The sequence below is a fragment of the Streptomyces sp. NPDC002580 genome, assembly GCF_042889485.1.
Lineage (GTDB): Bacteria > Actinomycetota > Actinomycetes > Streptomycetales > Streptomycetaceae > Streptomyces.
The window spans coordinates 49,514-62,253 of the sequence record NZ_JBIAQZ010000014.1 but is presented as its reverse complement, the minus strand read 5'-3'; the positions used below and the strand labels follow the sequence as shown (position 1 = coordinate 62,253).

At 71.9% G+C, this 12,740-nt stretch carries 11 protein-coding genes; 9 read left to right on the top strand and 2 right to left on the bottom strand.

Features of this window, described 5'->3' with window-relative positions; genetic code table 11:
* Positions 1 to 117: 117 nt before the first annotated feature.
* Positions 118 to 849 (bottom strand): gamma-glutamyl-gamma-aminobutyrate hydrolase family protein, encoded by a 732-nt coding sequence (locus tag ACFYW7_RS33970; RefSeq protein WP_389509556.1) that lies wholly within the window; start codon positions 847 to 849, stop codon positions 118 to 120.
* Positions 850 to 1,196: 347 nt separating this feature from the next.
* On the opposite strand from ACFYW7_RS33970, the gene ACFYW7_RS33965 reads away from it, so the two are divergent.
* From ACFYW7_RS33965 to purB, 5 genes are all read left to right on the top strand, one after another.
* Complete coding sequence (locus ACFYW7_RS33965; protein ID WP_389509554.1) at positions 1,197 to 2,519, top strand: ParB N-terminal domain-containing protein; 1,323 nt, start codon at positions 1,197 to 1,199, stop codon at positions 2,517 to 2,519.
* A gap of 641 nt (positions 2,520 to 3,160) precedes the next feature.
* A complete protein-coding gene (locus ACFYW7_RS33960; RefSeq protein ID WP_225860584.1) occupies positions 3,161 to 3,490 on the top strand; it encodes a 4Fe-4S dicluster-binding protein in 330 nt (109 codons plus the stop codon).
* Entirely contained in the window at positions 3,487 to 5,415 is a 1,929-nt protein-coding gene (locus ACFYW7_RS33955; RefSeq protein WP_389509551.1) for a hypothetical protein, read from the top strand. Before ACFYW7_RS33960 ends, ACFYW7_RS33955 begins: the two co-directional genes overlap by 4 nt.
* Positions 5,416 to 5,508: 93 nt before the next feature.
* Positions 5,509 to 7,002, top strand: coding sequence for a glutamine synthetase (locus tag ACFYW7_RS33950; RefSeq protein ID WP_389509550.1), 1,494 nt, complete (start codon positions 5,509 to 5,511; stop codon positions 7,000 to 7,002).
* A 95-nt stretch (positions 7,003 to 7,097) separates the two neighbouring features.
* Positions 7,098 to 8,387 carry an adenylosuccinate lyase gene (purB, locus tag ACFYW7_RS33945; RefSeq protein ID WP_389509548.1) on the top strand — a complete coding sequence of 430 codons (1,290 nt, stop codon included), beginning with the start codon at positions 7,098 to 7,100 and terminating at the stop codon, positions 8,385 to 8,387.
* A gap of 18 nt (positions 8,388 to 8,405) precedes the next feature.
* On the opposite strand, the gene ACFYW7_RS33940 is transcribed toward purB, so the two are convergent.
* Positions 8,406 to 9,638, bottom strand: a complete 1,233-nt coding sequence (locus ACFYW7_RS33940; protein ID WP_389509546.1) for an RNA-guided endonuclease InsQ/TnpB family protein — start codon at positions 9,636 to 9,638, stop codon at positions 8,406 to 8,408.
* A 28-nt stretch (positions 9,639 to 9,666) separates the two neighbouring features.
* Between ACFYW7_RS33940 and ACFYW7_RS33935 the strand changes: the two genes are divergently transcribed.
* The 4 genes from ACFYW7_RS33935 (at position 9,667) to ACFYW7_RS33920 (ending at position 12,723) form a co-directional block, all read left to right on the top strand.
* Positions 9,667 to 9,828, top strand: a complete 162-nt coding sequence (locus ACFYW7_RS33935) for an Arc family DNA-binding protein (RefSeq protein ID WP_389509544.1) — start codon at positions 9,667 to 9,669, stop codon at positions 9,826 to 9,828.
* Between the two features lie 185 nt (positions 9,829 to 10,013).
* Positions 10,014 to 10,622: a GNAT family N-acetyltransferase gene (locus ACFYW7_RS33930; RefSeq protein WP_389509542.1), complete on the top strand. Its 609-nt coding sequence runs from the start codon at positions 10,014 to 10,016 to the stop codon at positions 10,620 to 10,622.
* A complete protein-coding gene (locus ACFYW7_RS33925; protein ID WP_389509540.1) occupies positions 10,619 to 11,662 on the top strand; it encodes a C45 family autoproteolytic acyltransferase/hydolase in 1,044 nt (347 codons plus the stop codon). The genes ACFYW7_RS33930 and ACFYW7_RS33925 overlap by 4 nt, the downstream gene beginning before the upstream one ends.
* A gap of 137 nt (positions 11,663 to 11,799) precedes the next feature.
* Positions 11,800 to 12,723: a winged helix-turn-helix domain-containing protein gene (locus ACFYW7_RS33920; RefSeq protein ID WP_389509538.1), complete on the top strand. Its 924-nt coding sequence runs from the start codon at positions 11,800 to 11,802 to the stop codon at positions 12,721 to 12,723.
* Positions 12,724 to 12,740 lie beyond the last annotated feature (17 nt).

The window sequence follows — 12,740 nt, the reverse complement described above, 5'->3', positions numbered from 1 at the left end:
TCCTTGAAGCGGCTCGAAACCTGCTGGAGCCGAGAATGAACCGTTGAGCGAGCCGCGGACCGACGGGGAGGCCCGCCCGGGGTGGGGCGCGTTCGGTGATCGCCGAAGATCTGCGGGTCAGCGTCCGGCAGCGTGCACGAGCGCGTGATGAAGTCGTTGATCGGGGGTGAATCCTGCTTCCCATTGCACGCCGACGGCGAAGGGGCGGTCCGTGACTTCGACGGCCTCGACGGTGCCGTCCTCCGCCCAGCCGGTGGCGGTGAGGCCGGCACCGAGCCGGTTGACCGCCTGGTGGTGATGGCAGGCCGTCACCGGCGCGTCCTCGTCGAGGACACCGGCGATCCGGCTGCCCGGCTCCAGCTTCAACGGGTGGGAGCCGAGGGTGAAGGACGGCGTGTTCGGGCGGTGGCCGTCGTGGCCCGTGACGTCGGGCAGGTGCTGGTGCAGCGTGCCTCCGTGCAGCACGTTGAGCAGCTGCATGCCGCGACAGATACCCAGCACGGGCAGCTCGGCGTCAAGTGCCGCCCTGATCAACGCCAGTTCGGCGCGGTCGGCTTCCGGGGTCATCGCCCGCGTGCCGGGGTGCGGGTTCTCGCCGTACAGCGCCGGATCCACATCGGGGCCACCCGGGATCAGCAGGCCGTCGATCCGGTCCGCCATGGCCTCGACGCCGGGCAGCAGCGGAAGCAGCAGGGGCGTGCAGTCCGCCGCGGTCAGGAAGGCCAGGTGGGACTGGAGCGCGAAGCTGACGACCATGTCGCTGCCCTGGAACGTGACCGGCGCGGTCCGCGCACAGATCCCGATCACGGGCCGCCGCGTGCTCGCCGAACCATTCACGAATGATTTCATGGCCACCTTCATGGATTTCCGGGTTCAACTGAGGAAAACAGGCAGATGCAACATCCGCTTCGGCGGAGAGTCACAGCGGCAATAAAATAGCCGTATACGTAAAGCGGCGGCCATCGTTCAGAACCCGGCAGGCCGACGCCTACTGAACAAAATGACCTTCCTGATATCACAGACGGGGACCCCTCTTGACCCGCGCTGTGGTTCACCCTCTCCCCCGGCACGCTCAAGCGAAGGTATTCAAAAGGCATTCGTCTGCCTCGCCGCACAGGTCCGCCCCATGGCCCGCCGGGATGCTCGCACTCCGGGCGGCCGCCCTGCCGGCCGTCGCCGCGGTACTGCCGCGGCGGGTGTCCGGCGGGCACCCGCTGTCCTGCATTTCCAGGAAGCCTCAATCCGCCCTCAACTACAGCTGGAGCCCCTCCTGCGACGCTCATCGGCAGCGGCGGCAGAGAGGAAGTGAAGGAATGGCTCAGAGCAGCGCGCAGGCCATCTTGATCACGAACGCGTTCGGCTCCGTCGGGGCGGAAGACGTCGACGCGTCGGCCCGCAGCGAATTCGATCTGAAGAACCTCGAGCAGTTTCCCGCCCGCGACGTCCTCGTCAACATGTTGTCGGCGGGCATGTCTCTGCGCCAAAGCGGCACGGACGCCGCGCACATCCGGCTTCTCGCCGACGCAGCAGGCTCGGTGGAGCTGCCGCCCATCCTGGTTCAGATCGACGGCTACCGCATCATCGACGGCCTGCACCGGCTGGAGGCCGCCAAGCTGCGCGGCGACAGCAGCATCAGGGCGCGCTTCGTCGACTGCTCGAACTCCGAGGCGCTCGTCATCGCCATGAAGGCGAACGGCTCGCACGGACTGCCGCTGTCGAAGTCCGACCGCGTGTCCGGAGCCCAGCGTGTCCTGAGTTCCCACCCGGACTGGTCCGACCGTGCCATCGCCCGCATCACCGGGCTGAGCCCGAAGACGATCGCGTCGCTGCGCGAGAAGTCGAGTGAGGCAACATCGCTCGACGGCAAGCGCATCGGCCGGGACGGCAGGCGGCGTCCGGTGGGCCCGGGCGAGGGCCGGCTGCGGGCCGCCGAATACATCGCCGAGCACCCGAACGCCCCGCTGCGTCAGGTCGCCCGGGAGACCGACGTGTCGCTCGGCACGGTCCACGACGTGAGCGCCCGGCTGCGGCGTGGCGAAAGCCCCGAGCGCAGCGGCCGCCAAACACCCGACGCGGCGGCGCAGCCCCTGCGATCCGTCCGCCCTGTCCAACCCGTCCAACCCGTGCGGTCCGTACAGCTTTCCGGGGAACCGTCGCGGCCCGTCCCGGCGGTTCCCGGCGGCGCGGATCGCAACGGCGCAGCCCCTGTCCCGCTGCGGGTGGCACCGAGCATCGACAGCGCGCCGCAGCGCAGGAACCACACCGACGAGATTCCGGCCTGGACGACGGTGGCGGCGAAGATGGCCGCCGATCCCACCATCCGCTACACCGCAGGCGGCCGGGAGTTCCTCCGCTGGATGCAGCTGCACGCCGCCGAGCCGGACGACGGCTGGCGGGAGCTGGTCGACGCGGTTCCGGCCCACTGGCTCGGCGTCATCGCCCCGATCGCCGAGCGCATCGGCAAGGAATGGAGCCTGCTCGCCGAGGGGCTCAAGACCAGGCAGGACTTGATGCCGTGAACTGCGGGCACGCCCCGCACGGCACCGGTGCCGCGGACACCGGCCAAAGGCGGCCCGCGGCCCGGGGCCGGTCGTCCGCACCCTGACACGGGGTGGCGGACGGACCCCGGGGACCGGCACGAAGACGACCGGGGGCACGAGCCCGGGCAACGCCGGCAGGACCAGCGGATCGGCCGGCCGGCCCGGGCACAGCCGCGCCCCCGGCGAGCGGGGTCCGGCGGGCCGTCCCCCGTTCCGCGCCGGCCGGAGGACCGGCTGGGGGACACTCCGACGCCGACCCTGAAGCAGTTCGCGAACGAGCCGAGACCGTTGCATCCGATGTGTCCGACCGCGCAGGAACCCTCGGTGATGCTCATCGAGGTCTTCTCGACCGGCCGCCGGACGGGCCCCGGGCCTCGTGGACGCGGACCACGGCCAGGAACCTGCCGGGTGCCGTGTACGCATCGCGCTCAGCTTGATTGACGCCGGCGATCCGGAGCCGTCAGTTCCACGAAATACTCCTGCCTTCGGCGTGAGGCGTCCCGAGTGTGACGCTCCAGCACGCCCCGACCGGGGTTCAGGAGTTGGTCGAGAGGAACCCCGGATGCTCGAAGCGTCCGTTCGATCCGTCATCGACACGACGCCTGAGGGGTCCCATGCCCGTGGAAAGCAACACTCCGTCAGATGTGCCGTCCGGGCGAGACCTGCGGATCGCCACGCGCAGCCGCGCCGACAACTGGACCAAGCCCCCGCGCCGCATCGAGACGTCCGAGTGCATCACCTGCGACAGCTGCCTGCGCGGCTGCCCGGAACAGTTCGGGGCGATCTTCGACCGCGGGCTCGACGTCGTGATCATCCCCGAGCTGTGCTCGGGCTGCCCCGTCTGCGTCCTGGAGTGCCCGGTCGACTGCATCTACGTCGACGCGGACTGGACGCCCACCGACGACGCGATGTGGAGCCACATCGCCCTCACCGGGGAAGGTACCGCATGACCGCGCCCGTGGACCGCGAAGGCTCCCGTCGAGCCGCCAACTCCCGCAAGCGCCAGAGCCGGCGGCCCAGCCGCCTGGGTCTGGCGGCGGGCGCCACGCCCAAGCCGGACCGGGTACGCGAGGAGGACGCCGGGTTCCCCGGGCTGCTGGCCCGGGTGTGGCGGAAGGCCTCGGCCGCCACCGACATGCGCGCGGCCCTGGACATCCTGCTCACACTCGACGGACACGTGCCCGCGGAGGTCCAGGAGAGCGCCCTTCGCACTGCGGACGCCGCCGCCCTGAAGGTCGTCGCCGGTCTGTCCGCAGACGCACGCGAACCGGCCGGAGCCGTCGCGGACCCCGCGGAGCGCACCGTGTTCCTCGGTGAGATCGGCCTGACCACCGGCGGCCGGGTCGTCGTCCGCGTTCCCTCCCAGCAGCCGCTCGCCAAGCAGCACACGCTGGTCGCCGGCGTGCTGCGGGTTCCATGGACCTCGCGGCACCTGGACGACTACCGGCGCGAGGTGACGACGGCCCGGGAGCGGTTGGACCGCGACGCGGCCGACAGCCGCCGCTGGCTGGCCGAGCAGGGCAGCGAGGGTCGCGAGGCGCTGCTGGCGCAGCTGACCGAGGGCGCGCAGCGCACCGCCCCCTTCATGCTCTACATCGAGGACAAGCAGTACACGAACTTCCGCGACACCAACACGGTCGTGGGCAAGACGCTGTGGCCGGGCCACCCGGACTGCGTGTTCGCCGGCCTGGCCGGCCTGCCGCTGGAGCTGTGGTCGGACCACGACGCCCTGCTGGTCGTGGGCATCAGCCTGCTCATCCGCTCGGCCGGGTACGGCCGCATCGAAGAGGTCAACGGCTCGCAGCTCACCCCGGAGAACGTGGGCCGGCTGCTGGAGCGCACCCGCCGCAGCTACAACGGAGCCCTGGGCGGGGAGAGGATCCCCGCGGCCGGTCCCGACGCCGGCATCGACGCGCTGATGGCCCTGGCCACGGGACTGGGCGCGCACCGCCCGGAGGTGGCCCGCACCGTCCAGCTGTACCGCGAGATCCACGGCGCCCTGATCCACAAGGTGGAGAAGGTGGCGGCCCCGCACGGCAAGGTGGCCGCGGAGCGGGACCGGCAGGTCACCGACCATCTGCGCGCCACACTGCCCGTGGTCGGCGACCGGCTGGCCGAGCTGCGGCTCGCCGACGACGCCGGCCCGGCCTGGCTGGCCCGCCCCTACGGCGAGTTCGGCACCGGTCTGGAGGCGGTGGTGTACGAGGCGGTCGCCGCCACCACCGCCGCGTTCAGGGCCGACTTCGCGATGAGCCGCGGCATCCGGTCGCTGCCACAGCTGGTCCGCGCGCTGCGCGCGGAGGCCTGGGACGAGATCAGCGCCTGGGGCATCACGGACTTCTTCTGCTGCGTGGTCCCCGCGCAGGAGGCCCGGCGGCACTACGGCGACTCGCTCGCCACGCTCGCCGACACCGCCTGGGCGATGTCCTCGCGCATGCAGTACAACTCCTGGCACTTCATCGCCGGCAACCTGCCGCGGACCTCGAAGGTCCTGGAGCGCGACCACTTCGTACCGCCCACCATCCCCGACATCGCCCACTTCTCCGACCAGCACCACCACGGGCACGTCAACAACATGGTGCGCTTCACGATCCGCAGCCCCCATCCGGTCGAGGTGTGCGGCCGGCCCTTCAACGGATTCATGGACCTGCGCATCGTCCGCGCCGACGGGGAGCCGTACACCGAGCAGGAGATGCTCGCGGCGCACCAGGTGGCCGCCTTCATCGCCCGGATGACGCAGCAGGCGGCCGCGCTCGCCGAGCAGGGGGAGCAGGCCGATGTGACGGCCTTCGACTCGGCCTGGCACTGGAGGTCCGTCACCGGCACCCCGGTCGGGGGGGCCGACCCGGGGCCGCCCCGGTCCCGGGTCGCCTAGCCGACGCCCCGCCGGCCGGCCGCCGGCCCGCGGGGACCTCCGACGCCTCTGACACGCCCCCCGTCGACCTCCTGACGAAAGGACGCTCCCGTCATGTATTCCAGATCATGGTCGGCCCCTGCCACGGAGGGCAGCGTCGGGAGCCACGCGTTCGTCACCGAACACGGACTGTGGGACGACGCCCGCTCGGCGGCCGCCGAGCGGATCGAGGAGGGGCTCGACGGGATCGACCTCGTCCGTCTGGTGTGGGGTGACCCGCACGGCCTGGTGCGCTCCAAGACGCTGACCGCCCGCACCTTCGGCGGGGTGCTGCGCAACGGCATGAACTACAGCCCCGGCCCGTTCCTGAAGGACACGGCCTGCACCACGGCGGTGGACTACCGGGGCGAGCACGGCATCGGCGTCGACGAGATCGCCGGCCTGGGCAACTTCGTGCTGGTGCCCGACCCGCTGACCTTCCTGGTGCTGCCCGGCGAGGGGGCGCGCACGGCCTGGGTGATCGGCGACGAGTACCTGCGCGACGGCCGCCCCCACCCGCTGTCCTCGCGGCACGTGCTGCACCGGGTGCTGGACCGCTACGCCGGCCGCGGGCTGACGCCCGTGCTCGGCCTGGAGGTCGAGTGGTACCTGGCGCGCCGCCTGGACGACGAGCCGGGCAACGAGGGGAACGGCTTCGGCCTGCAGGGCCCGGCCCCGCGGGTGGCCGCGATGAACGCGGGCTACCAGTTCAACCTGGACGCCGCGTACGACACGGTCGCCCCGGTCACCGACCCGCTGGCCCTCGCCCTGCTCGGCCTGGGGCTGCCGGTGCGGTCGATGGAGCACGAGATGGGCCCCGGGCAGGTGGAGACCACGTTCGACCCCATGTCGGCGCTGGACACGGCGGACGCCATGCTCTTCTTCCGCGTCTTCACCAAGCGCTGGTGCGCGGCCCGGGGCCTGCACGCCTCGTTCATGTCGCAACCGGCGATCGCCGGGGCGGACCCGAGCGGCTGGCACCTGAACCAGTCCGTCCTGGAGAGCGCCACCGGCCGCAACATCTTCAGCGCCGAGGGCCTCTCGGTGGGGCTCTCCCCCACGAGCAAGGCGTACGCCGAGGGCCTGCGGGACTGGCTGCGCGACCTGTTCCTGCTGTCGGTGCCCACGGTCAACGGCTACCAGCGCCTGGGCACGCAGCACGCCCTGTCCCCGACCCGGGTGAGCCTGAGCCTGGAGTCGCGCACGGCCATGCTGCGCGTGGTCGGCTCGGGGGCCGGCGCGCACATCGAGAACCGTGTCGGCGAGCCGAGCGCGAACCCGTACCTGAACATCGCCGCCCAGCTCTTCGCCGGCCTCGAGGGCCTCGAGGCCGGCTCGGCCGACGGACCCCGCGAGGGCTCGGACACCGTCCCGCAGTCCCTGCGCGAGGCTTTGGAGGCATTCACGGCGGGCCGGGCCGCCCGGCTGCTGGGCGATCCGCTGGCCGCCTGTCTGGCCAGGCTCAAGGAAAGCGAGGTGCGCCGGTACGGGGCCTGGGCCCTGCAGGCCGCCCCGGTGCCGGGCCAGGTCACCGAGTGGGAGCAGCGCGAGTACTTCGCGGCCTTCTGACGCCCGGCAGGCCACGACCGGACCGCCGCCCGCCCCCGACCACCGCAACCGCAACCGCAACCGCAACCGCAACCGCAACCGACGAAGGCTGTCCCATGATTCCTCGTTTCACCCTGCCGGAGATGGCACACCTCTTCTCGGACGAGTTCCGGTACGAGACCTACGTCCGCGTGGAGATCCTCGCGACCGAGGCACAGGTGCGGCTCGGCCGCGTACCGGCCGCGGTCCTCGACGACATGCGCGCGGCCACGGCCCCGCTGCCGTCCCGGGTCGTGGAGATCCAGAAGGAACGCGACCACGAGGTGATCTCCTTCCTGACCGCGTACACCGAGCAGATGCCGGAGTCCTCCGCTCGCTGGGTGCACCTGGGCATGACCAGCTACGACCTGGTCGACACGGCCCTCGGCCTCACCCTGGCCAGCGCCACGGACGTGCTCGCCTCTGCCGCCCAGCGGCTGCGCAAGGTGCTCGTCGACCGGGCCTTCGAGCACTGGGACACGGTGATGGTGGGCCGCACCCACGGCGTGCACGCCGAGCCCACCACGCTCGGCCACAAGCTGGGCGGCTACGCCTTCGCCGTGGAGCGGTCCCTGCAGCGGCTGGCCGCCGCCCGCGAGGCCGTCGCCGTGGGCACCGTGTCGGGCGCGGTCGGCACGTACTCGCTGATCGACCCGGCCGTGGAGGCGTACGTGTGCGAGCAGTTGGGGCTGGGCGTCGAGCCCTCCCCCAGCCAGGTCGTGGCCCGCGACCGGCACGCCCAGCTGATCCAGGCGGTGGCCGTGCTGGGTGCCTGCATCGAGCAGATCGCCCTGGAGCTGCGGCTGCTGCAGCGCACCGAGGTGCGCGAGGTCGAGGAGCAGCGCGTCGAGGCCTACCAGGGTTCCAGCGCGATGCCTCACAAGGCCAACCCGACGGGCAGCGAGCTGCTGTGCGGACTGGCGCGGCTGCTGCGCGGGTACGCCGGCACGGCGCTGGAGAACGTGGCGCTGTGGCACGAGCGGGACCTGGCCCACCAGGCGGTCGAGAAGGTGCTGCTGCCGGACGCTTTGACGGTGGCGCACTTCCAGACGGTCAAGGCCGCGGACCTGCTGGAGAACCTGCGTATCGACACGGACCGCATGCGGGACTCGATCGCCGCCACGAACGGGCTGGTGTGCTCGTCGTCGGTGCTGGTGGAGCTGCTGGAGGCCGGCGTCGAACGCGACCAGGCCTACCGGGCGGTGCAGGCGGCGGCCAGGCGCACCGCGGAGTACGGGCAGAACTTCGGCGAGGCCCTGGCCGAGGAGGGTGTGCGGAGCAGCCCGCGCGAGCCCGAGGACTTCCTCGTCCACCACGACGTGGTGCACAGCCGGTTGGAGAAACTCCTTGACTCCTCCCCCAGCTGAAGCAGGGGGATTCCTGGCTCAGGCTGCCTCCGGGAGCGGCGCTCCCAGAGGGCTTCTGCCATCAGCACCAACCGGGTTGAGACCAGCCCGGACGAGCATCACGCGGGCGGAGTTCTTGTCCCTGGGGGACACGGCTCCGCACGCGGTGCACGCGTAGGTTCGTTCGGAGAGGGGAAGTGCGTGCTTGGTTCTCGCATCACACTGTGCACAGTCCATGGTGGTGTGGGCCGGGTGCACCAGGTGCACGATGCGGCCGTGCTTGCGGGCCATCTCGGTCAGCGCGGTCTTTGTCGCGCCGATCGCGGCGTCGGCGGCCTTGCGGGCCATCGTGGACTTGGCGAGGAACCTGGGGCGGAAGTCCTCGACGGCGAACTGGTCGAAGTCGCGGGCGATGGTCTTGGCCCACTTGCGGCCGGTGTCCTGGCGCTGCCGGGCGACCTTCTTGTGGACCTTGGCCGCCGCACGGGACGCTGCCCGGTAGCCCTTCGACGCGGCTCTCCCGCGCGCGGGCTTCCGCCTGGCCATCTGCTTCTGGTATCGGGCCAGTTTCGCGGCGGCACTCTTCCCGTACTGCCGGTGGGGGAGGTCGTGTGCGTCGCTGGTGGTGGTGGCTGTCTCCTTGACGCCCCAGTCGACACCGATCACCCGGCCGGTCTCCGGCAGCGGCTCGACGGCCCTCTCGACGACGAACGAGGCGTACCAGTGGCCGAGGCTGTCCCGGTAGACGCGTACCGACGTGGGGCCGGCGGGCAGGTCGCGGGACCACACCACGGTCAGCGCGATGCCGCCCGCGAGGTGCAGGCGTCCGTCCTTGAGACGGAAGCCGCGCCGGGTGTAGTTCATCGACGGCAGCGCGTCGCGCTTGCGCTTGATGCGGGGCATCCCGGCGCGCTGACGCATCGGCAGTTTCGCCTTGATGTCCTTCAGCGCCTTCGCGCGGGACTTGCCGAAGTCGCGGATGGTCTGCTGCTGCGGCACCGAGGAGCCCTCGCGCAGCCATCCCAGGGCGGTACGGGCCTCGGTCAGCAGCTTGTCGAGCTGCGCCGGACCACACGTCACCTTGTCGGCATCCTCGGGAAGTCCCTTGTTCAGGTCGTTGACCTTGCGGGACATGGCCACGCACTCGTTCCACACCCACCGGCACCGCGCCCACTCGGCATCCAGGCCGGCACGGGCGGCCACCGACACGCGAAGGCGGTAGGTGTACCGGGCGTGCCCGGACTCCTCACCCGTTCCCTGTCGTGTCGTCATGCCACCACGGTACCACTACGATTGGGGTATGAATCATGAAGAAACACGCATCACGCTGCGCCTGCCCACCGACCTCCACGCCTGGCTCACGGCTCAGGCCAAGGACAACCGACGGTCCCTCAACTCGGAGATCCTGCACCGCATCGAGGGCGAGTACCGCGCCGCCGCGGCGGACGCCGAATCGCCCTGACGGCGATCCGACGTTCCCTGCCCTGCTCCGCAGGAGTCCTATCCCTCCCCGTCCTGAAGGCCAGGGCATCCTCGGAGGAACCCAGTGAGCTGACGGACTGATCCCGGAAAAGACCGACCCTGCTGTCCAGACCCGCCCCGCCCTCCTCCTGCCATCCCCTTCTTCGCCCTAGGGAGTCACCGACCATGAGCTGGTCCGAGAAAGCCGCCACCACGCTGGAGAACGAGCACGTCCTGCTGACCCCGCTCAGCGAGGCGGACCGCGAGGGCATCCGCGCCGTGGCCCTCGACCCCGAGATCTGGCGCTACTTCACCGTCGTCGTCGGCGACGACGCGGACTTCGAGGCGTTCTTCGACTCGAACCTCGCCGAGCACACCGCCGGCCGCCGCGCCGTCTACGTGATCACCGACAGGAAGAGCGGCCGGATCGCGGGCAGCATGAGCCTGCTGAGCTTCGCCGAGAAGGACCGCCGACTGGAGATCGGGGCCTCCTGGCTGGGCCACGACTTCCGCGGCAAGGGCATCAACCACTGGGCGAAGCTGCTGCTGCTGCAGCACTCCTTCGAGGTGCTGGAGGCCGAGCGGGTGGAGTTCAAGACGGACGAACTCAACGTCCAGGCCCGCAAGGGCCTGCGCAACATCGGCGCCACCGAGGAGGGCACCCTGCGCTCCTTCAACTACATGCCGGGCGGACGCCGCCGCGACGCGGTCTTCTACAGCATCCTGCGCGCCGAGTGGCCGCAGGTGCTCGACGCCCTCTCCCGGGGCCCGAAGAAGGCGGCCGCCTCCGCATGAGCGTCGCGTACGTCAAGGCCGCCGGCACCCCCTTCGAACTGGGCCGCGCCCACGGGGCGGCACTCGCCGGCCCGCTGCGCGGCTTCCTCCGCGACGGCCTGGCACGGCTGGAGCCCCTGGCCGACCGGCCGCTGACGTTCGCCGGGCTGCTGCCGTCGATCACCACGTACCGCGCGAAGATCACGGCGGCGGTCCCGGACCTCGCCGAGGAGGTCGCGGGGCTGGCGGCGGGGGCCGGGATCTCCGAGGACGAGGCGTGGCTGCTGCAGCTGCGCCGCGAGGTCATGGGGTACACCGGGGTGCCGAGCGCCGGGGACTGCACGGCGTACGCGCGCACCGGGCCGATCGCCCGGCCGGTGCTGGCGCAGACGGTGGACCTCAACGCGGACATCGACAGCCACATCGCGGTGCTGTCGCTGGCCCGGGCGGGCGGGCCGCGCCGGGTGACGGTGCTCAGCTTCGCGGGCCTGCTCGGGTACCTCGGCATGAACAGCGACGGGCTCGCGATCGGGCTGAACCTGGTGACCGACGGCCTGTGGCGGCCCGGCGTCACGCCGTACCTGACCATCCGCCACCTGCTGGACCGTGCCGGGAGCGTGGACGAGGCCCTGGAGATACTGGCCGGGCTCACCCTGTCCAGCTCGCGCAACCTGGTGCTGTGCGACCGGCGGCGCGCGGTGTACGCCGAGGTGTGCGGGACCGGGCTGCGGGTGACCGAGCCCGCCTCGCGGGAGGCCGTGCACACCAACCATTACCTGCACGAGGACTTCACCCCGTTCGACCGGCAGTCGGCCCCCGACCGCGTCAACTCCGACGACCGGCTGGAGGCCGTGACGAAGGGGCTGGCCGGACTCGGCCCACAGGCCACTGCGGAGGAGCACTTCGCGGTGCTGTGCCGGCCACCGGTGTGCATCGCCGACCACGGCATCTACCGCCTGGAGAGGACGGTGGCCTCGGTGGTCATGCTGCCCGGGTCGGGCGAGCTGCACCTGCGGGCGGGCGACCCGAACCACGGCGCCACCGAGGTGTTCGCGGTGTAGGGGGCGGCCTGCCGCGGACGGCGAGCGGCCGGGCGGACCCTGGACCGGCCCTGCACCAGGATTCGACCGCACACCGCTAGCGTCGGCGCGGGAGGCGGCCGAACCGGTCCGGCCCCGCCACGACCCCCGGGGGAGGCATGAGTCAGGTTCAGGCGCAGGCACTGCCGGAGCACCCGACGTCCGCTCCACACCCCGAGCACGATGAGCCGCGGGCCCGCACGCCGGTGCGGGAGGCGTGGCCGCCGCGCCCCGGATCCTCCGGCGCGTGGCCCCCCGGCCAGCACGCGCCCGGCCACAGGAGCCCCGTCCAGGGCGTGCCCGGACCGGGCACCCCCGGTCGGACGTCGCCCCGTGACGGACTGGGCAGGGCCGCGCCCCGGCCGGCGCCCGCGGTCTCCGGTCGGCACATCCTGGTCGTGGGCGCCGACGCCGGGGACGGGCTGTCGCATCAGCTGCGCCGACACGGCCACACCTGTACCAGGGCGGCCCACGGCGGTGCGGCCCTGCAGGCCTACGGCAGCGCCGACCTCGTCCTGCTCGACCTCGAACTGCCGGACCTGGACGGGCTGGAGGTGTGCCGGGCGATCCGGTCGGTCAGCCGGGTGCCGCTCATCATCGTCACCTCCCGCGAGTCCGAGATCGACTGCGTGCTCGGGCTCCAGGCGGGTGCGGACGACTACGTCACCAGACCCTTCGGGATCCGCGAGCTGATGGCCCGGATCGAGGCCGTCGTGCGCCGCACGCAGTGGCAGCCGGCGGCGGCCGCGGGCCCGGCCCGGGAGATCCGGCACGGCCGGCTGCGCATCGAGGTCGGCTCCCGCGAGGTGACCGTCGACGGCACGCCGGTCACCCTCACGCGCAAGGAGTTCGACCTGCTGTGCCTGCTGGCGCAGCATCCCGACACCGTCGTCCCGCGCAGGCAACTGCTCCAGCAGGTGTGGGGCGACTCCTGGTCGCGCCGCACCGTGGACACCCACGTCAGCAGCGTTCGCGGCAAGCTGGGCGACCCGGGCTGGATCATCACCGTCCGCGGCGTCGGCTTCCGCCTCGGCACCGGCTGACGCCTCGCCCCCCGCGC

Bases quoted from the DNA above. Each gene is read 5' to 3' on its own strand.
- ACFYW7_RS33970 (WP_389509556.1), bottom strand. From the start codon at position 849: ATGAAATCATTCGTGAATGGTTCGGCGAGCACGCGGCGGCCCGTGATC.
- ACFYW7_RS33955 (WP_389509551.1), top strand. From the start codon at position 3,487: ATGACCGCGCCCGTGGACCGCGAAGGCTCCCGTCGAGCCGCCAACTCC.
- ACFYW7_RS33950 (WP_389509550.1), top strand. From the start codon at position 5,509: ATGTATTCCAGATCATGGTCGGCCCCTGCCACGGAGGGCAGCGTCGGG.
- purB (WP_389509548.1), top strand. From the start codon at position 7,098: ATGATTCCTCGTTTCACCCTGCCGGAGATGGCACACCTCTTCTCGGAC.
- ACFYW7_RS33940 (WP_389509546.1), bottom strand. From the start codon at position 9,638: ATGACGACACGACAGGGAACGGGTGAGGAGTCCGGGCACGCCCGGTAC.
- ACFYW7_RS33935 (WP_389509544.1), top strand. From the start codon at position 9,667: ATGAATCATGAAGAAACACGCATCACGCTGCGCCTGCCCACCGACCTC.
- ACFYW7_RS33930 (WP_389509542.1), top strand. From the start codon at position 10,014: ATGAGCTGGTCCGAGAAAGCCGCCACCACGCTGGAGAACGAGCACGTC.
- ACFYW7_RS33925 (WP_389509540.1), top strand. From the start codon at position 10,619: ATGAGCGTCGCGTACGTCAAGGCCGCCGGCACCCCCTTCGAACTGGGC.
- ACFYW7_RS33920 (WP_389509538.1), top strand. From the start codon at position 11,800: ATGAGTCAGGTTCAGGCGCAGGCACTGCCGGAGCACCCGACGTCCGCT.